Here is a 21275-nt window from a genome sequence, read left to right on the forward strand (position 1 = left end):
CTTATAGTGTTTTTTAGTCAAAAGAATTCTTAAAAAGGGCTGTAATTGACTGAAAAATAAAAACCTTTCTCTTGTAGAGTCCTATCTCTCGACTCAGTGTTAATCAACGGAATACCATAGTCAAAGCGAGCATTCAATTTGTCGCCCATTTGCCATTGCAAACCCAAACCAACACCAAGTAAGGTATTGCGATCTGGATCTGAATTGCTTTCATCGGAGCTATTCCAGCCAATGCCAAAATCTACAAACGGCACGGCTTGCAAAATGCCTTGGATATTTTGTACTCTTAAAACAGGTAACCTAACCTCTGCAGATGTAAAAAACCCATTATCGACCAAAAGCCGATCTTGCCGATAACCTCGGACACTTTGCAAACCTCCTATGCCAAATTGTTCTAAAGGTACCAAGGCTTTTGTTGCTAACTGTAGGTCAGAGCGTAATACCAGTAAAGTGTCTCGTGCTAAAAGCCTGACATACTGTCCTTGTCCCCGCCAAGAGAAAAACCGACTATCGGGAGGATTGTTGTTGAGAGTGGCATCAAACCACCCGACTCCAACACTAAACTGGGAACGCAACGCAAAGACTTGTTGCGAACTGCGCTGTATATATTCCTGAACAAACCGCAGTGCTGATATACGAGTTTCTCCATTTCTGTCAGCCCCAGGTGAAAGTTGAAAGCCCTCTCCTTCAAGTTCTGTCTGACTTTGCTGCCGCACTATGTTAAAACCTAATGCAAATTCTTGGTTGGGAGTTTGAATAATCGGTTGGCGGAAACCTAAATCTATGTAAAAAGAATCACCTGTAATGTCTGCTTGGTCGAAGGGTGGTTCAACGATAGAAGTGTCTGTAAATCCACCAGCCAGACTAATAGTCCCATTCCGGGGATTGATCGGTACTGTATAGCTCAGGTCAAGGGAATTACTCCCATCAGTATTAGTATATATTGCACCAAAGCGATCGCCAAAACCAAACACATTGCCTTCGCCGATCCGGATACCACGTCGGAAACTACCTACACTTGGAGCACGTGCATTATCAACAAATAATTCTGTCCGGAAGGAGTCTGCTTCTACAACCTTCACTTCCAGTACACCCTGCTCCAAACGAGATCCAGGCGACAATTCAGCCGAAATATTTTCAATTAAGGGGTTCAGTTGCAATAGTTGCAGGGCTTTTAGCAGGCGGTTGCGATTGAAAGGTTGAGATGCGCCAAGTTTCAATCGACTGCGTATGTAGTTTGGATTTAACCGTCGATTCCCCGTGATTTTTATTTCCTCCACTCCGCCTTCAACAATCTGAACTTTAATCACCGCTCCCTCTGGTAAAAAGGTTTGCCCTGCGGGAATAAAAGCACCAGAATTAATGTATCCTTCCTCAACGTAAAGCTTTGCGATCGCAGCTTCTACTTCCAGTAGTTTGGAAAAGGTGATTGGTTTATTGATGAATTCGGCTGTAATTTTGCTTAATTTTTGATTGCTAAATGCTGTGTTACCTTCAAACTCGAACCTAATAACTCTGATACTTCCGGGAAGATCGGGACGTATTTCTGACGGAGAAGGTGTTGTGGGAGTGATATCAAGTGGAGTTTCTGGTGGTGGTTCTGGGGGGGGAATTGGCTGTGGTGGTGGTGGTACCGGAGTAATGGGATTTGGTGGAACCTGAGATAGAATAGTAGGCGGTACGGTACTGCTATATGCAGGTTCTGAAGTCTCAAATTGAGGAGGAGGTAAGGTTTTAGTTTCCTTGAGACGTTCAACTGGCAAGCCTTCAGCCGAGGCTTTGCAAGCATAAGAGGTGATTAGCACTTTCAAAATCAATCCAGCGACTAGATTGAGTTTCAACCAACTGAGTACTTTGCCCCGACTCATGGTAGTATGCACTCCTCAGTCAAATTGTTTAAAGTAAAGAGCGATTGCCTTATTATACCGACTTAAATATAATTAATCTATCCTAAGGAATATCTACCACATATTCCTAATTTATATCTCCTTTTTCATAGATAATTTTTTCTTATCAAGAAACAGAACGTCTCAGATGACTCCCGTGCTTAACTCTCTAGGTTAAAACCTTACTTTTGACCAATGCCCAATCCCTATTTTTATTCGTCCTGGTGTACGCAGTTCATAACAGCTACTTATTATATGTTGTCTACCTGTTTAGCTAAGAACTATACTTACATATTTAAAGATTAAGTCATATGACCGAAGAATTACTGGGTGGACGTTACGAAATTATCCAAGAATTGGCACGAGGAGGTTTTGGTGTAACGTATTTGGCCAGAGATACTTTATCATCCGATCCTCCTTGCGTTGTCAAAAAACTAAATCCTCAAATTGCTGATATTGAAGCAGCAAAGAGATTGTTTCAAAGAGAAGCCCATATTCTTAATTATTTACAGCAAAGTCAACAAATACCAAAGTATCTTAACTATTTTGAAGAATGTCAAAATTACTACATAGTTCAAGAGTATATCCAGGGCAAATCTTTAGATAAGCTTATGGATCGGCGATGGCCTAAAGAGGAAGTTATTAATTGTTTACAAGAAATTTTATCAATCTTAAAACATCTTCATCAAATAAATATCATACATCGCGATATCAAGCCGTCCAATATCATGAGAAGAGATATCGACCGAAAGTTTGTCTTGATTGACTTTGGTGCAGTTAAACAACTGTACCCAACAGGCTCATTTTATCACCGACCTTACAACCAGCAGTTACCACCTCATACTATGATTGGAACGCCGGGATATGCTCCACAAGAGCAGTTAGAGGGAAGACCGGGCTTAAACAGCGATATCTACGGCTTGGGTATGACAGCAATTCAGCTTTTAACTGGATTAGAGCCGAAGAATATAAGGCGGGATAGACAAAACGACAGGGTGATATTTCCTGACGGAATTGATAGCAGTGATTCCTTAGCCACTATTTTGACACAGATGGTATACACCAGTTCCGAACGTCGTTACCAGTCTGTTGTAGAAGTTTTAGAAAATTTGAATGCGATCGCGCTAAAACAAAACAGTCATCCTCAGAATGGAAATACACCATCAATCCAATTCTCCCCTTCCCTATTGCCATTTTTTCCTCAAAACAATATTAAAACTCGACAAGTTACTTCACGGTTTTCTTTAAAACTTTGGTATATTCCCATCATACTAGCAGTGTTAGGGGCTATTGTAGCTACTCTAGAATTGATTAACCCATTTATCCGACCCTTTTATTACGCAGAGCGAGGTAATCAGTTACTTGAGATGCGTCAACCAGAAGCCGCTCTGGAACAATTTGAAAACCTCATAGCAATGAAACCAAACTCAGTTGAAGCTTGGAAAGGTCGAGGTGATGCTCTTTTAAGCTTAGGACGTGATTCAGGAGCCCTAGGCTCATATGATAAAGCTCTCTCTCTGCAACCCAATCATATAAAAACTCTCAATAATAAAGGTAAGGTTTTCTACAGATTACGTAGGTATAAAGAAGCCTTAGATATACATGAAAAAGTCCTGACAATTGACCCTAAAGATACTGAAGCTTGGAGTGGTAAAGGCTTATCTTATATGGGTATGCAACAGTATAAGGAAGCATCGGATTCCTTCGATCAACTCAGGCAAATTAGACCTGACGATCCGAAAATTTGGTACGAAATAGGTTTGGCTACAGAACAGTTACAGGGACCACAATTTGCTAGAGAACATTATAAAGAAGCATTAGAATCTTACAACCTTTTGCTTAAAAGAAAGCCAAAAGATTTAATTGCTTGGACCGATCGAGGAACTGTTTTACTAAAGTTAAATCGTCCTAAAGATGCACTGGCTTCTTATCGAAAAGCACTCGAAATCGATCAAAATTTTTATGAAGCTTTACTTGGTACGGGCAACGTACTTTTTTCTATGGATGTAGAAAAACGTGAAGAAGCCCTTTCTGCTTTTGATCGAGCCAGTAAACTCCGTCCGCAAGATTATCAAGTTTGGTATAGTCGGGGAATGGTACTGGCGCAATCCTTTAAAGATCATCAAGCAGCATTAGAATCTTTTAATAGAGTCATTGACTTGAGAAATGATTTTTATCCTGCTTGGCAAAGCAAAGGACTAGCACTACTAGAGCTACAACGCTACAATGATGCACTAGATGCTTTTAACAGAGCCAAAGACATAGAACCAAAGAACCCTTATATTTGGGCTAATCGAGGGTATGTCTTAGAAATGCTAATGAGAACTCAAGAAGCTCGCGAGTCATATGACAAAGCAGTTGAATTAGGTTTTCCCCGCGAACAATTAGAGAATTTGAAATGATTGAGGCGACTAGAAGTTGCGGCTATACAAACCCTCGTCCGCAAGGCAAGGACTAAGGGATTTCCAAGAAATAAATTACCACTACTTGTGGTACGGGAGCATCCCAATTTGGAAAAAACACCTGGCGATGTTCGTAATCGCGGCTATACAAGCTAAGTCCGCCTGCGCGGACTAATACGAAGTCCACGTAGGTGGACTTTGTTTGTATAGCAAGAGAATTCCATTCTGAGGGCAAATTGCCAAAACGGGATGCTCCCTGTGGTACGGGCGTCCCCGCCCGTACTTACTATACTAATGACGTGCTGTACAACCCCTGTTGCAATCTTTATGGAAGGTGTGCAAAAATCTTATTTATAATGGAAAGATTCCCGGAATTATCTATAGGCGAGTTGTAGTTATGACTGCAATAAATATCCAGTTTGTCAAAGCGGGCATTTGAGCGATCGCAACATTTCTTAATTTTTAATCCTGCATAAATGGAGATTAAACAACTGAATAAATATATGGGAGTACAGCTTTTGGAGCTACACTTCCATCACAAAGACAGCTAGTACCGCTTGGCGTTCGTTAAAAGTTAAAGATCCAATGTCAAAAAGCTTTTAGATTGGACTTTTTGGCTGTTTTAAATGGTAGCTTTATATCTGTCAAGCCGTGCTAGGGCTTAATGCATAGATTCAAACATTTGTCAATGCTTAAGTCTCGTACTTGGTTCAAAGTTAAAAAAACTATCAGCAGTTTACTTGGGACTGACATATGTTTATGAAGACTCAAAATTCAAATGCATCAACTAGCAAAGATTGGTTCAAAAAACTAGCTTGCGTTGTAGGAATCACTGGTGTTACGACTCTCATCAGTATCCCTGTATTTGCTAAATTCTATCCCCCTTATGCTTTGTTTCAACCTTATGCGGCGCGGAGTTACCCCTATCGGAACTCCGAGAGAACCATAGCTGATACTCTTGCACAAGAGAAAAAATTTGCCAATCTTGTCTATGAATTGAAAGAAGCTGGTTTGTTAAACACCCTGAAGGAAGGTGAATACACGCTTCTCGCACCAACCAATGAAGCATTCAAAGCACTATCAAAAGAGGAGTATCAAAAGTATCGCCAGCCAGAAAATCGTGCCAAAGTCTTAAAATATCATTTGGTTAACGGTTTAGTTGCAGCCAAAGACCGAGAAGTGAATGGTAAGGAAATTACAACTGTAGAAGGTCACAAAGTCAACGTCACTGTTGCTTCTGACGAAACAGTTAAGCTCAATGATGCAACAGGGCTGCACCCTTCCACCAAAGCTAAGAACGGTGTGATTATTGAAATCAACAAGGTGCTTTTACCTCCTAATTTTTAGTTGAGAGGCTTTGCAAGAAAGATCCCCGACTTCTTGAAGAAGTCGGGGATCTGATTACTCCCTTGTTCTTTCTGTAAGAGGATGTTTGAAAAGTCTCAATTAATACAGCCTTAGCGATTGGAAATCGCAGCTATACAAGCAAAACCCACCTACGTGGGTTTTAATATCTTGATTTTCCGTTAGTCCTTGCCTTGCGGGCTTCATTATGTTTAGTAGCTCATTATATGAGACCAGAACTTTTCAAACATCCTCTAAGGAGATCGGCTATTACTAAGTAGCAGACGACAAGTTTGCTAATTATGTTGATGAATGTAGTTACTTTACATTTTTGAGAAATAACTTCTCAAAAAGAACCTTTTAAGAAAAACTAGAAAACAAATAAAAAATTTTAAATTCAAAATTTGAAATTGATTGCGAGACAAACTATGCGATCGCAGTTTCTCATAACCATACCTCTAGTCAGCTTGGGGTGGATTGCTTCTATAAACACCGCCAAAGCGCAAGTTGTTCCAGATAACCAAATCACCCCAGATAACAGTATCGGGAATGAAAGTTCCGTCGTGATTCGCAATGTTGAGATTCCTAGGATTGATGGTAGTACAGTTCGCGGCGATCGCATTGATGGTGGTGCAGTTCGCGATACAAACCTGTTCCACAGTTTTCAGGAATTCAATGTCGGTGAAAATGGAAATGTCTATTTCAAGCCAGCAACTAACATTCAGAACATTTTAACTCGAGTTACAGGAACTAATCCCTCGAACATTCTGGGCACGTTAGGTGTGGTGTCGGGTAACGCTAACCTATTCTTCATCAATCCCAATGGCATTGTGTTTGGACAAAATGCACAGTTGGATCTGAGAGGATCATTTTTGGCAAGCACAGCCAGCAGTTTCAAGTTTCCGGATGGGAGTGAGTTTAGTGTTACCAATCCAACTGCACCATCACTATTGGCAATAAATATTCCTAATGGCTTGCAGTTTCGGGAAAATCCGGGAGCAATTCGCGTCCAAGGAACGACGGGTAACGCTCTCACCTTCAATGTAAATACTTTCGAGTTTCAAAGAAATCAAACTCCTGATGGTCTTAAGGTGCAGTCCGGTAAAACTCTCGCCCTTGTGGGAGGTGGCGTGACACTGGAAAGAGGGAATCTAATAACAGACGGAGGAAGGATTGAAGTGGGGAGTGTCGCTGGTTCTAGCCTAGTCAGTCTAACGAGCGCAGACAAAGGCTGGAGGTTGGGATACTCCGGTATGTCTTCCTTCCAAGACATCCTGCTGTCTCAGAAGGCATCAATAGATGTCAGTAGTGAGGAGGGTAGTGGGGAGATCCAAGTACAGGGCAGAAACATAAAACTTACCGATGGTTCAGCCATTTTTGCTTTTACTGGGTCAAAGTCAGGAGGAACTGTGAGTGTGAATGCCTCTGAGTTACTGGAAGTAACCGGAGTGTCGGCGAATGGTTCGGTTCCCAGCACTTTATATACCGCTGTCTTCCCAGAAACTCAGGGTACTGGTGGCGATTTAATTCTGGAAACAAAGCGGTTCATCGCCCAAGGAGGGGCACAGATCGGAGCTGATACCTATGGTGTAGGGAACGCCGGTAACGTGCTGCTTAAAGCCTTTGAAACCGTGGAACTACAAGGCACCTCAGCAGATGAGATTATACCCACCGCATTAGGTACGGTTGTTCAGGTAGGAGCCACGGGCGCAGGTGCCAATTTAACTGTAGAAACACGACGGCTCAGAGTTCAAGATGGGGCACAGCTAGTGACTTTTACTTTTAGCCAGGGGACAGCAGCCAACATAGTAGTGAAAGCTTCTGAGTCAGCTGAATTCATTGGCAAATCGAGCGCCTTATCTAGTTCAGTCAACCCTGGTTCAGTCGTACCAGAAGCCAAAGGTAATGGTGGCATTATCGACCTGGAAACTCCACAGTTAATTGTTCGGGATGAGGCTAAAATAACCGCGAGCAGTTTAGGTGAAAATTCAGGTGATGCTGGTGACCTTAAAGTCACAGCTGGTTCCATACGTCTGGACAAAGGAATTATAGAAGCTGTATCAAACTCAGGAAATGGGGGGAATATTAACTTGGCAGTGCAAGATCTCTTGCTGATGCGTAACAGCAGTCTAATCTCTGCTGACGCAGGCACAGAGGCGACTGGCGGTGGTAACGGTGGCAACATCTTTATCAATAATCGCCCCGGTTACCGAGGCTTTGTGATTGCCAGACCCAATGAAAACAGCGATATTACCGCTAATGCTTTTACGGGTCAGGGCGGTCAGGTTGTTATCAATTCAAATGGTATTTATGGGTTTGTGTCACGCAGCAGTCAAGACTTAGAGAGGTTGCGTCCAAATGATTTGCGTCCAAATGATTTTGGCCCAAGAGAGATACCTACTAATGACATTACTGCCATTTCGCGACAAAATCCGTCTTTGAGTGGCACTGTCACTCTCACCACCCCAGAAGTTGACCCCAAGCGGGGGTTAATTAAATTGCCAGAGAATGTCATAGACCCCACACAGATGATTGCCCAAAACCCATGTCAACGGGGTGTAGGAAGTGAATTTATTGTCACTGGACGAGGCGGATTACCACCTAGTCCCAATCAAATTCTTGGAAGTGACAATGTTCGCGTTGATTTGGTAGAGCCTGTTGCCAACACAAGGAATTCTAATAGTACAACTCAGAATCAGCAATCTCCCAGTTCAACAATCAAACAGATAGTACCTGCCAAAGGATGGGTTTTTAACGAAAAGGGTAAGATAGTTCTCACAGCATATGACCCCACCAGCACTGGCTTCCAACGCTCCTGGCAAACACCTGCAGCTTGCCCTGCATTTTAACGCTCTTTCATCACTAAGCGCCAGAGGATAATTATGCCCAGTTTCTTGATTACTGTACTGAACACTTTACTTGAGCAAGCCCTTACTGAACTAAAAAAGTTACCACTTAGCCAGCAAGACGCTATGGCTAAAAAGATTTTGGAGGATTTAGAGGAACTAGAAGATGAAAATCGATGCGATGAAGCTTTTTCTCGTTCTTCAGATGCATTGGCAAAGTTAGCAGGTATAGCAATGGCAAGGTATTATGCTGGTCAAACTGAGGAATTAGACCCAGACTCATTGTGAGTCGCATTACACCAGAATTTCGGCAAGCCCGTGAGATGAATCGCTATCTGCAAGAGCAAGCCGATCGCTATGCCCAAATTTCACTGAGCAGTTTCGACACTACAACTGCTAAGTGCTTTTGGCGATCGCTGTGAGACAATTTGATCGGGATTGTGAGCGACAAGAACGATTTTACCCCTTTCATTAAAGACCCATCCTTGAGCAGGTATGATTTGTTTAGCAGTAGAACTAGGACTAGGTGAAGACTGAATCTTAGTTGCGCTATTGGAATTCCCCGTACTAGCGACAGGCTCAAGCAAATCAACGCGAACATTCTCACTTCCCAGAACTTGATTGGGGCTTGGTGGCAAACCTCCTCGTCCAGTCACAACAAATCTACTAGCAACACTTTGCTGACACGGATTTTGGGCAATCTGCTGTGTAGGATCGACCACAGTCTCTGGAAATTCTGCTAATTCTTCACTGGGATCGACCTCTGGGTTATTGATTTGTATTGCACCATCTAAAGTCGGAGCTTGGGAAAAAGCAGCAATGTCACTCGTAGGTAGCTTATTTGTCACAGGTGGACTATTTATGTCTAGTGGAGCTTTTTCCGCATCTTGCCGAAGTTGGTCAATCTGCTGTTGGCTAAGTCTAGCTATTCCAAAAACACTGCCTCTAGTGGTAATGTCTATTTTACCAGCACTGCCTTGGCGAGCATTGGCTGTAATATCACTATTCCTCAAGCCTACTAGATTGCCAGTGTTAATAGTAATACTGCCTCCCGTAGCTGAACTTCTGGCGTCAGTAGTAATGTAACTATTACGATTTAAAATTAAGTTGCGGGAATTTAGGGTAATGTTACCCTCTCCACCTTCACCTGCAGTCAAGGCACGGATAGATGCTTCTTTGTCTAATTTAATGTCTTCAGAGGTTGTAACTGTGATATTGCCTGCTGAACCTTGGCCTCTATTGGTAACAGAGAGGCTACCACCGTTAGTAAGGGAAAGCGATCGCGCAGTGATATTAACGTCACCTCCTGAGCCTTGTGCATTGTTTTGTACAGCGCTCACAACAGCACTCTTGAGCACACCTTCTAATTGAGTGGATCCCTCCCCATCAATGGAAATGTTGTCTGTAGCATTAATTGTAATGGTGCCACCACTATTGCCTGCATTCTGATTACTAAAGATCCCACTAGCTATTTGAGCACCGTTTTTGATGTCAAGGTTGTTTGTTGTGACTGAGATATTCCCCGCATTGCCATTGCCAGTGCGTTCTACGTTACTGAACACCCCACTTCTATTGAACGGAGTTGCACTGTTATCTAAGGTAAAGCGCTCTCTGGCAATTATGGTGACGTTGCCTGCGTTGCCTATTCCTGCAGTGACAGAACTGATTTGTGCGCCATTGGCGATCGCTAAGGAGTTGGTATCAATTGTGATGCCACCAACGCTACCCCTTCCTCTACTATTGTTGTTACCTGCAATATTGTTAAAAATGCCTGTTAATTGTTGCGTCCCTGTCAACGAAACTTCTTTGGCAAGAATCTCCACCTTTCCTGCACTTCCGTTTCCCGTTGCCAGAATGGTAGCAAGGATTTGAGAGCCTGAGACAGAGAGTTTATCAGTTTTGATGATCACATCGCCCGTGTTTCCAGTTCCGCCGTTATTATTTCTAATCACACTGCCGCTACTGACATTCACTGACTCTTTGGCATCAATCTCAACATTCCCTGTCCGAGTGTTATTGACAATTCCCGTTTGTATTCCCGATTCAATCAAACTCCCCGAAACTGCTAAATTTTTGGCGTTGATGCCTATCGAGCCTTCGCCGCGATTGTTGACATTGACAGATGATACATTACTCAGCGAGACATTGCTGCGCTCTACTCCTTCTGGAAAAGTCAATCGTAGATTGTTGCCATTCGCCTCTAGTTTGACTTCACCTGCGGTTGCGAGTCCTCCCAACTCGACTCGACCATTAGGCGCTCGTAACACACCACCATTGAGAAGGACTTCACCTCCTACCAATGCCAAAGATTTGCCGGGACTGACGTTCAGACCAGGGTTTTGGGCATTATTGAAGACTCCAGAGTCAACACGGATGCTGGTAGGATTGTTCCGAAATTGCAAGCCATTGGGAATACTCACGGCTAACAGTGGTGGTGCTTGGGGATTTGTGGCGCTAAACTCATTGCCATCAGGAAACTTGAAACTGCTGGCTGTGCTGGCTAAAAATGAACCATTCAAGGCTAATCGGGCATTTTCTCCGAAGATGATGCCATTGGGGTTAATGAAAAATAGGTTAGCGTTACCTAACACACCCAAAACTCCAAGAATGTTCGAGGAACTAGTCCCTGTCACGCGAGTAAGAATGTTCGCAATGTTATTTGCTGGTGCAAAGTAAGCTCCTTTTCCTGCATCTATATTGAATTGTTGAAAACTGTGGAACAGAGTTTCACCGCGAGTTGCACCACCAGAAATGCGATCGCTGGGAGTTCCATTAATCACAACATTGGGTGTTACAACCGAAATTTCAGCGCCTAGTGTGTTATCTGGAATGATTTGCTGTCCTCTTGCAGGAGTCATCAATGCAAGGCTTCCTATGACGCATAGAGGTACAGTGAATAAAAAGAGTGCGTGCTTACCCTGTGACATCATTATAATTCCCAATATCTTAAGGTTTAAAGTGGCTAGAGATTTGTCTACTTTAAATTTGAGGAAATAATGCCTTTGTGATTAATTTAATTATTTAATAGGTATTTTGTATTTTACCATGCTCTCCGTCTGAGTTGATTGCCTACTTAGCCTGCCTTGACAAGCTTTGTTTGTGTAGCCAACGACTTCTATTCGCTAAGTATTGTTGCAAAAATGAGAGATTTTTTTTATAATTGGGGATTTTAATATGAGGTTTTTGTTAAGAAATAATAATTCTAGAGAAATAAAAAACAAATTGATTTTTTATTTTTTAGAAATTATCCAAAACTCTTGGAAATTTAAAAAGTCAGATGAAATACAACTTTAATATTTCTTTATAATTTTTTTATATAACAATTCTATCTGATTTGTGAAAATTCATGGTCTCCAGATCCCCGACTTCTCAAAGAAGTCAGGGATCTAACTTTTCAGTAATTAATTTGCAGTTTTATTAAATCAGGATACAACATCAGTCTATTTTAATATTTAAAGTTTTGTTGAAATTTATATTTAAAGTCAGGATAAATACTTAAAGCTATAAATAGCCGTTTTTAGTTAGTTTCTCTGGATTTGAAAGCATTAATATGAAGATTGTGTAAATTTCTATCAGTAGTTATACGATGTTGTAAATTCATATCGCAGAATATAAAGTGAAGAATTGACAAACAGATTATGGGTCTTCTACATTTCATAAGAGGAAACACATGATATACAGCTTTCATCCGACAACACACTAATAAATAGTTTCTACAATCCAAGATATCCCTAGTTTCTCAAAAAACGTATATTAGTATACAATGCAAAGATTGTTGTTACAGAATTTTAGTTGTTCAAATTCTTTGGCTAAAACCATTCTTTACTTTTGAAACAGCTTTGATAATCATGTACATCATGACTTTAAGTTTTCGGCTTCACAGACAGTGAGATTTCCAATAATGAAAATTAGCTTTATTCTCACCTGAAATAGAAGTTCAAGCGACTTTGAGGCATAGCTGTCGCTTTGGTTTCAATGGGTATAGTTGGAGCCTTGGTTTGGATGCAATTTTCGTGCAAAATCTTCAAGGTATTTCTGAAAAAAATAACTCTGAAAGGAGAATTTGATGGTACTTAACGAGAGTTCAAGCGAAGCAATTTACGATTCGATTCCGTTAGAACGGAATACATCTCCTATTTCTCGAGACTTGCTAGACCTGTATGAAGAGTTTCAAAAATATAAAGGTGATACACCTTACTATCAAGGTGATACACCTGACTATAAAGCTAATGCTCCTTTCCAGAGTAGTAATGATTTACTCTTGCTTGATGAAAGCTCCACAAGAGTTTTCATCAAGATTACAAACAGTAACGTTACCGCTCTACTACAAACTTTGAAAGAGTTTGGTTTTGATGATACAGGTGTAGCACCAGAACATAACTTACTTGAAGGCTTTTTGCCAATTGACTCAATTCTTGACCTCAAAAACCTAGCAGAACAGCGTTTTTCACAGAATAACTCAATTCCCGAGCAACAGAACGGAGAAGAACAAAAAGAACAAAGCTTCGTTTTCTTCTCAACAGTAGAAACTTCGCAAGCTTCGTTTGATGATGGTGGCGCAGTTGCTGGAACAGGTAATGGTGTAACCGGAAAAGTAACCAGTCAAGCTGATATCATTCAACAAGCAAGTCGAGTACGCAATGCTCTACCTCAAGGTTTTGATGGATCGGGGGTAAAAGTTGGTGTTTTAAGCGACAGTTACAATGTCTTAGGTACAGCACAAGCGGATATAGACTCTGGCGATTTACCTGCGAATGTGACAGTATTCCAAGAAGGTGGTCTTGCTAAAGAGCGATACACTGACGAAGGGCGAGCCATGTTGCAACTCGTTTATGACTTGGCTCCTGGTGCTGACCTTAGCTTTTCTTCAGTATTCTTAGGTGAAGTAAATTTTGCCCAGCAAATTCGCGATCTCGCTTTTAAAAAAGACCATGCAGATATTTTGGTAGATGACTTCATCTACTTTGATGAACCAATTTTTCAGGATGGTATTATCGCTCAAGCGATTGATGAAGTCGTAACTCAATACGGCGTTTCCTACTTTTCTGCAGCTGGTAACTTTAACAGACAAGGATACGAATCCACGAAATTTGCAGGTCATTCAGATTCTGCGGGTATTCTTGCAGGGACATATCATGATTTTGACCCAGGTCATGGTGTAGATACCCGTCAACTCATTACCCTTGCGCCCAATCAAAAAATTGTTCTAACACTGCAGTGGGATGACCCCTTCTATACAGTTAACAGTGTTGATACGGATCTAGATATTTTTCTACTAGAGCCAGGAACAGGAAAGGTACTCGCTAGGTCTGATGATAATAACATTGAAAATCAATTACCTAGCGAAACTTTTTCCTTCACCAACCATAATCACTCCGAGTTGCACGCTGAGGTCGTAATTCGGCTAAGTGAGGGGACAGAACCAGGACGCATAAAATACATCAACTATGAGTCTGGAGAAGACAAAATCACCTTCAATGAATTTGGCACTGGTAGTTCCACAATTGTTCCCCATGCGGCTGCAACCAATGCGAGTGCAATAGGAGCGGTTAACTATTTTGACCAAGACAACCCAGCATACTATCCGGGCAAAGATCCAGAAGACTTCTTTACTTCGGTAGGTCCAACAACTATCTTATTTGAACCTAAGGGAGAGCGCCTAGAAAAACCTGAACTCAGGCTGAAGCCTGAACTAGCTGCGATTCAGGGTGTTGACACTACGTTTTTTGGTGAAGACATTGATGGCAATGGTTTCCCTAACTTTTTTGGAACTTCGGCTGCGGCTCCTCATGCGGCTGCGATCGCTGCTCTCGTAAAACAAGCCAATCCCGATTTCACACCAGAGCAAATCTACGAGAGACTGGAGTCAACAGCAGAGGATATTTACGTTTCTGGTAGAGACAATGTCACTGGATTTGGTTTAATTAACGCTTACGATGCTGTTTTTGGTCCAGTTGTCGCTGCTTCTCCCAATTTCGTTGATAACTTTGACAACGGGGATCTCCCACGTCGTTACGCAATTGACACTAACGGTGCAGGAAGAATTCGAGTCACTGACAGCAAAGATCCATTAGGTTCGGGACAAGTTGTATTAGATACTTTCTTAAGCCCTGCTGCTAGTGAAAAGCTCAATCCTCAAGGTTCTCTTAACGAGTTGATTTTGAACATTAATGCTGATGGTGCATCAAATGTCATACTCACCTTTGACCAAAAAGAATTTAACGATGCAGACGATCCTATGCCAGATGCTTTCACTGGCTCATTTAATGCGGATGGTGTCGCTCTGAGTGTGGATGGTAAAGATTGGTATCGCTTAGTTGACTTAACTGGTGTCAATTCAACAAACGTATACAACAATAACTCTGTCAATCTAAGTGAATTCGCTTATAACAGAGGATTGACTTTGGGTGAAAACGTGCAAATTAAGTTCCAGCAGTTTGGTCATTTTGCCAGCCCTGATGGTGGGTTTGCCTTTGACAATATCTTTGTCACTGCTGACACTCATAAGCCTCACCCTCATCATTGTCACGAATTGGCGGTTTATGCTTAGGGATTTCGGCGTTGCTGAATCAAGGTATGAATCTTAGGTTAAATCCTTAAGATTTGCCCTCACCCTAGCCCTCTCCCAAAGGGAGAGGGGACAAGAATTCTAGCTCCCTTCTCCCTTTGGGAGAAGGGTTGGGGATGAGGGTAATTCATACTGTTATTCAGTAACCTAGATAATGACTACAATTAGTTAAGAAAAGTTTTTGGATCGACAGTTGTGATTTCAGAAAAACGGCTGAAATCGTTTGTATTGAAAGTCAGTAGATGAGTTAGATTGTGGACAATCATAGCAGCAACCAATCGGGTATCATGTGCAGGTTTTCCCAGGACTTGATAGTTGACTACCAAATTTTCCCATGCTAAAAAAATTGCCGACTCATCTGGCTTTAATGTAAAAAGACTCTTGAGTTGAGCTAATTCGTGTAAAACACTTGTGATAGATAGCCCCAATCCATTAACCGTGGTGGGACGTGTAGCAACAACCCAAAACTCGATCAAGTTTTGTGGAATAACACAAAGTTCCTCACCTTGCTCAAGCAACCTCTTTACAGCATGAACGGCAGTTTTATGCATCGGATGAGTTTCTTGAACACTCCTTAGTAATACATTTGTATCTACTAGATAACTCATAACATTTCATCTTCTCTGGTATAAATACTCTCACGACTGATTGCTTCATCTGAGAGAGGCGGTGCTTGTATCGAATGGCTTTTTGCCCAATTAACAAATGCAAGAGCGCGTTCCTGAGGCGAACGAGCGATCGCGACTGATGGTTGTGAGGGAATCAACAGACCTTCGATAGCCATTTGCAAAAATTCTTCTACTGATATGCCTTGTACTGCGGCTTGAGCAATTAACTGAGCTTCAATCTCTGGTTTCAACGTAATTACGATCGCCATAGTACAACCTTCCTATTGAAAATACTGAATTTTTTCATCTTTGCCTGCTTCCGACTCAATACTAATCGTATAAGAATTTTTGTGGGTTGGGATCACTGTGGAGAAACTCAACAAATGCCTGTAAATGTTGGGTTTCGTTCCTCAACCCAACCTACGTATTTTCGGATTTTTATGCTTAACCGAGAGGTGTCAGAACCCCGGTTTCTTTAAGAAACCGGGGTTCTAATTTACTCCCCACTGTATCGGCGCTCTCGCTCCCTTCTCCCTTTGGGAGAAGGGTTGGGGATGAGGGTAATTCACTGCCAATTGCCAACCAAAACAAATGGTGCCCAATAATGGGGATGGTTATACTCCTTATCTTTGAGGAGAGATAGTTGTGCGAAACGCAAAGCTTCTGCTTTACCTATATTGTTCTTCTTCGCTTGCTCTAGCTGACCGTAAAATTCCGCCATGAGATTAGCAGTACTTTTATCTTCAACTCGCCAGAGTGTTGCTAATGTACTGCGAGCACCAGCCCGAACTGCAACTCCTGCTAACCCTAAAGCGGCTCGATTGTCCCCAACTGCTGTCTCGCAAGCACTCAGAACCAAGAGTTCAATGGCTCCATCTTGATATACAGTGTTGCTCCGCAGCATGTTACCCAACTGTTTGACATTAATGCGCCTGTCCCAAGCAAGAATAAAGGTTTCATCTGCTTTTGAGCTAAATTGACCGTGAGTCGCTAAGTGGACGATAGGAGGGATGCGAACAGCAGCAACTTGTTGTTGGATTTGTCTGCTTGTAAATTGCTCGTTAAGAAGTAGCCGATCTGATATTCCAACTTTCTGAATCGTTTTCAACTCTAGCTCTACGTTCGTTAAAGGCTCAAAATCTGATTTAAATTCATCGCTGACTTGGCTAAGCCCTGCAGTGATTGCTCTTAAATTGATTTGTGCAATTGGTTTGGGATTGACAAGCTGTAAAGAAGGGGTGACAGCAATAGCATACTTTTGTAATAAATACTGGTTGCCATCATAAAGCACTGTCATGGGAATATTTCGCAAATTTTCATCTAGCACAAAAACCAGAGTTTTAATTTTACTATTTGTTAACTCTGTTTCTAATGGTTGAATCAGCCAACTATACAACTTCTTGTAATATTCGTTGGTAAACTTACTCACTTCACTGTCAGGGCTTTTCAAAGAACGTTGTATCTGTTCTACCGTTTCCTGAAACTCTTCTTGCTTAATCGGTGTTGTATAAAGACTGAGAGTTTTTTGATTGGGTAGACTGAGAATAACATCTAATTGGTTGTTGAAAACAATTGTATAAAGAACTGCTGTTGCGGGGTCTACTTCATCAATTTGCCTGGGAATTGATGTGACACAAGCTTCTCTAAAAAAGTTGTTGAGTTCGGCAACTTGCAGAGATTCTATCACATTTCGAGCTTGAATGAGCCGTTCCTTTGTTTGCTCATTTTTCCCTGCTTGTTTGAGAGCAGCTGCATCTCTCAAATCTAACTCAACTAACTCTCGATAAACTGGTTCAACACTATCTCGGAAGGAAAACTGAAACTCTGGGTTGATTGCTACTAAGTCGTTGCGTAGCGACTGAAGCGCGTCATAAGCTTTGGTATAAGCGCTAATCGCATCTGGAATATCTCCTTGTGCTTTTCGTATCCGTCCCAACTGTTGGAAAAATGGATAGGAAATATCGGGAGACTCAAAAGTCGATCCTAAACTCAAAGCCTGTTTTGTCAATTCTTCAGCTTGAGATAAATTTTGCGTTGCTCCTGGCAATTCATACAATCCGCCCCGATTCCCTAAAGCATATGCTTTGGCTCTTGTATCTCCCAAACTGTCAGCTTGTGCGATCGCTCTAACTAAGATTTGGTCAATTTCATCTAACCTGGTTTGTTGAGCGTTACTCTTCAGCATGGAGCTATCTTTTTGAGCTAACTGAGTCAGGTTTTGAGCCAGATTAATTTGCTGATAGACTCCGGTATGACTGGGGGGAAGCGTGCTGAGTTGGAGAGAGAGCGATCGCCCAATCTCTTGTGCTTGTTGCAAGCGGCTAGGCTCATTCAGTTCTATTAAGAAGCTCAGTAAATTCAGTTGTGCTTGTTGTTTTGTAGATGATGCTGAGGAAAGCTCGGCTGCTTGTTGATAATATTTTAATGTTTGTTCTTCATACTTTACTTTCTCACCTACAATCACTTCTGTTTGATAGATATCTCTTGCTGTGTTACCCAAACTCAAATAAATAGCAGCTAATTCCTGAGAAGATTTTAATTGTTGAGCTAAGTTTTGGGCAGATGTCAACATGATTTCTGATTTCCTTAGCTGTCCCTCGGCTCGCATCACTTCCCCAAGACTTCTTAATGCTATAACCGTTGGTAGAGAAGACTGTTGAGGAGTGATTTTTTGAAGATTTTTAGCGACATCATCCGAACTGAGATTGCTGAAATTTTCACAAGTTTGAGCACCAATTTCTTTCCTTAAAACTTCTAATAAAGTATCGCAAGCACGACGATAAAGACCGCTATCTTGCATGGCTTGAGCTTGGTTAACTTTGCTCTGAGCTAACTTTAACGGCTCGTTGATTTCACCGTATATGCGAGTTGCTTCTTGCCAAGTTTTCACAGCCTCTGCTGATTTACCTCTCTCTTTTTGTAAAAATCCCTGAACATCTAAAGTTTGAGCTTGAATTTTTAAGGTTTCCTTTCCTTGTGGCTGTTTTTTTAATAGCGCCAAACTTTCTTCAACTGCTTTTGTTGCCTTATCCCACTGTCCCAATTTTTGATAAGTCAAAGAAAGATTACTCAACGCCATTGCTTGGTTTAATCCATCTCCTTTGCCAGCAAAAAAAGCGGCTGTTTGTTCCCATAAAGCTGCAGCTTCTGCAAATTTTTCATTGCGGTAGAGCGAACTTGCTTGGTTAGCTAACTGTTTTCCATCTTGTTGAGATTGAACAATGGCGGTTGGTTCGGGAATTTTAGCAGCAACTACAGGCGCGATTGATGAGAGCAGAAAGAGTAGGGCTGCAAGAAAAAGAGAACGCTTTTTATAAACTCTTCTTAAAAAACCTTGTAATTTTTTGCCAACCCCAGGATGCATATTCACTTTTTGTTCCTCCTGTCAACTGATACCATTTTGGATTTTAGGTTTTAGATTTTGGATTAAGAAAGTCATATCTAGACTTGATTTACTCCCTTCTGGCTACAAGATGACTGATTTTCTTCTCCTCTTTCTTCTCTTTCTCCTCTTTCTTTGCGCTCTTTGCGTCTTTGCGGTTCATTCAAATAGGTAATCTTCTGACAGGACAGGAGTAAGAAATCCCTAAAAAGGGCTGAAATTGACTGAAAAATAAAAACCCCTCTCTTGCAAAGTCCTATCTCCATCTCTCGATTCAACATCAGTGAGTGGAATACCGTAATCAAAGCGAGCATTTAATCGATCTCCCATTTGCCATCGCAAACCCACGCCCACGCCAACCAAAGTATTCGGGTTTCGATTTTCTCGACCAGAACTATTCCAACCAACACCAAAATCGACAAAAGGCGCAACCTGTAGCAAGCCGTCTAGATTACGCACTCGCAAAATTGGGAATCTGACTTCTGCTGAAGCTAAAACACCGTTATCAACCAAAAGCTCATCTTGTCTGTAACCCCGAACGCTTTGCAATCCTCCCAAACCAAGTTGCTCTAAAGGGACTAAAGCTCTTGTTGCTAGCTGAACATCAGTACGAAAGACAAAGAGTGTATCTTGTGCTAGCGATCGCACGTACTGTCCTTGTCCCCGCCAAGAGAAGAAACGACTATCGGGGGCTTGAGTTCTCACACTAGAGTCAAACCACCCGACTCCAAGATTAAATTGAGAACGAAGAGCAAGCACCTGTTGGGAACTCCTCTGCGTATACTCCTGATAAAACCGCAGTGCTGATACACGGGTTTCTCCGTTATCATCGGCTCCTGGCGATAGGAAGCTGTAACCTTCTCCTAAAAGTTCCGTCCTACTTTGCTCTCGTGACAAGGTAAAACCTAGAGCTAATTCGCGGGTTGGTGTTTGAATGATGGGCTGGCGGAAACCCACATTTACGTAAAAAGAATCTCCTTTGAGATCTATATCATCAAAAGGCGGTTCAATCACCTTGGCGTCTGTAAATCCGCCTTGCACAATGATAGAACCATTGCGAGCATTCACTGGTGCTGTGTAGCTGAGGTCGAGGGTGTTGCTACCATCCGTATTAGAGTATGCCGCAAAAAAGGCATCTCCAAAACCAGAAACATTACCTTCACTGATGCTGATTCCCCTTCGGAAACTTCCTACACTAGGGGTACGACCATTATCAACAAATAATTCTGTTCTAAAAGAATCTGCTTCTACAACATTAACTTTTAAAACGCTCTCTTCCGGACGCGAACCTGCAGACAGTTCAGCCGAAAGATTATCAACTAAAGGGTTCAGTTGTAACAATTGCAGTGCTTTTAGCAGACGATTCCGATTTAAAGGTCTGGAAACACCAAGTTTAATGCGCCTGCGGATATAACTAGAGTTTAAGCGACGTGTCCCTGTAATCTGGATTGCTTCTACTCCACCTTCAACAATCTGAACTTTGATGATCGCTCCTTTTGGTTCTAGTTCTTGTCCGGTAGCAATGACAGCACCAGAATTGACATACCCCGCATCAGTATAAAGCTTTGTAATTTCAGTTTCTACTTGCAGGAGTTGAGAAAAGGTAAGGTTTTTATTCAGGAATTTTTCTGTAATCTTTCTTAACTGCTCATCACTAAATACTGTATTCCCTTCAAACTCAAATCTTTCCACGCTGATCCCTCTGGGACTTCCAGGAGTCTCCTCAATCGGGCTTGGTGTTGGTGGAGTTATATCCAGTGGCGTTTCTGGAACTGGCTGTGGGATGGGAACTGGCTGCTCTGGTTTGGGAGGAAGTGGCGCAGGAAGTATGGAATCTGGAACCCTGGGTTGAGGATTTTCGGTAGGATTTTGAACTTGAGATAAAATAATAGGCGATACTCTATCTTTTGCCGTAGAATTCAGTATCTGAGATTCAGAAGGAGGTAAACTTTTTTTACTTAAACCTTCATTATGTGAGCTTTCAGCCAAGGCTTCGCACGCATATGATGCTATCGACACCTTAAGTAGCAAGGAAATAGCTAAATTGAGTTTCAATAAACTGGGCTGTCTGCCCATAACCATAATCTTTTGCACTCCTGTGTAAAAGTTTATTTGTGGATAGAACCCGCTACAATCAGCCGTATTCTGTCTCTTGCAATCCATATCTAATGAAATATTTACCACGGATTGTTTTTTCACTCACTATAACTGTAATCTGTTGTACTTATTTATTGGCGGT

The 21275-nt window shown here is 41.8% G+C and carries 12 protein-coding genes; 6 read left to right on the forward strand and 6 right to left on the reverse strand.

All coding sequences use genetic code 11. The features are described from left to right. Positions 1-29: 29 nt before the first annotated feature. On the reverse strand, positions 30-1868 hold the full coding sequence (locus tag WA1_RS06985) for a ShlB/FhaC/HecB family hemolysin secretion/activation protein (protein ID WP_017747840.1): 1839 nt from the start codon (positions 1866-1868) through the stop codon (positions 30-32). 329 nt (positions 1869-2197) lie between these two features. Between WA1_RS06985 and WA1_RS06990 the strand changes: the two genes are divergently transcribed. From WA1_RS06990 to WA1_RS56715, 5 genes are all read left to right on the forward strand, one after another. Then, a complete protein-coding gene (locus WA1_RS06990) occupies positions 2198-4288 on the forward strand; it encodes a serine/threonine-protein kinase (protein ID WP_017747841.1) in 2091 nt (696 codons plus the stop codon). Between the two features lie 753 nt (positions 4289-5041). After that, positions 5042-5635 (forward strand): fasciclin domain-containing protein, encoded by a 594-nt coding sequence (locus tag WA1_RS06995; protein ID WP_272819091.1) that lies wholly within the window; start codon positions 5042-5044, stop codon positions 5633-5635. A 401-nt stretch (positions 5636-6036) separates the two neighbouring features. Continuing rightward, positions 6037-8481 carry a two-partner secretion domain-containing protein gene (locus WA1_RS07000; protein WP_272819092.1) on the forward strand — a complete coding sequence of 815 codons (2445 nt, stop codon included), beginning with the start codon at positions 6037-6039 and terminating at the stop codon, positions 8479-8481. Positions 8482-8514: 33 nt separating this feature from the next. Then, complete coding sequence (locus WA1_RS07005) at positions 8515-8766, forward strand: hypothetical protein (RefSeq protein ID WP_017747844.1); 252 nt, start codon at positions 8515-8517, stop codon at positions 8764-8766. Continuing rightward, positions 8763-8900: a hypothetical protein gene (locus tag WA1_RS56715; protein WP_158516605.1), complete on the forward strand. Its 138-nt coding sequence runs from the start codon at positions 8763-8765 to the stop codon at positions 8898-8900. The genes WA1_RS07005 and WA1_RS56715 overlap by 4 nt, the downstream gene beginning before the upstream one ends. Here WA1_RS56715 and WA1_RS07010 read toward each other — a convergent pair. Next, positions 8847-11336 carry a two-partner secretion domain-containing protein gene (locus WA1_RS07010; protein WP_169886885.1) on the reverse strand — a complete coding sequence of 830 codons (2490 nt, stop codon included), beginning with the start codon at positions 11334-11336 and terminating at the stop codon, positions 8847-8849. The two genes, WA1_RS56715 and WA1_RS07010, sit on opposite strands and share 54 nt — an antisense overlap. A gap of 1208 nt (positions 11337-12544) precedes the next feature. Between WA1_RS07010 and WA1_RS07015 the strand changes: the two genes are divergently transcribed. Next, positions 12545-15028: a S8 family peptidase gene (locus tag WA1_RS07015; protein WP_017747846.1), complete on the forward strand. Its 2484-nt coding sequence runs from the start codon at positions 12545-12547 to the stop codon at positions 15026-15028. Between the two features lie 182 nt (positions 15029-15210). Here WA1_RS07015 and WA1_RS07020 read toward each other — a convergent pair whose 3' ends face one another. From WA1_RS07020 to WA1_RS07035, 4 genes are all read right to left on the reverse strand, one after another. Then, positions 15211-15654 carry a type II toxin-antitoxin system VapC family toxin gene (locus tag WA1_RS07020; RefSeq protein ID WP_017747847.1) on the reverse strand — a complete coding sequence of 148 codons (444 nt, stop codon included), beginning with the start codon at positions 15652-15654 and terminating at the stop codon, positions 15211-15213. Beyond that, entirely contained in the window at positions 15651-15923 is a 273-nt protein-coding gene (locus tag WA1_RS07025) for a hypothetical protein (RefSeq protein ID WP_017747848.1), read from the reverse strand. The genes WA1_RS07020 and WA1_RS07025 overlap by 4 nt, the downstream gene beginning before the upstream one ends. Before the next feature lie 296 nt (positions 15924-16219). Further along, entirely contained in the window at positions 16220-19018 is a 2799-nt protein-coding gene (locus tag WA1_RS07030; RefSeq protein ID WP_017747849.1) for a CHAT domain-containing protein, read from the reverse strand. Between the two features lie 222 nt (positions 19019-19240). Continuing rightward, positions 19241-21118, reverse strand: coding sequence for a ShlB/FhaC/HecB family hemolysin secretion/activation protein (locus tag WA1_RS07035; RefSeq protein WP_017747851.1), 1878 nt, complete (start codon positions 21116-21118; stop codon positions 19241-19243). Positions 21119-21275: the final 157 nt, after the last annotated feature.

Origin of the sequence: Scytonema hofmannii PCC 7110 (assembly GCF_000346485.2) — a bacterium.
Classification (GTDB): domain Bacteria; phylum Cyanobacteriota; class Cyanobacteriia; order Cyanobacteriales; family Nostocaceae; genus Scytonema; species Scytonema hofmannii.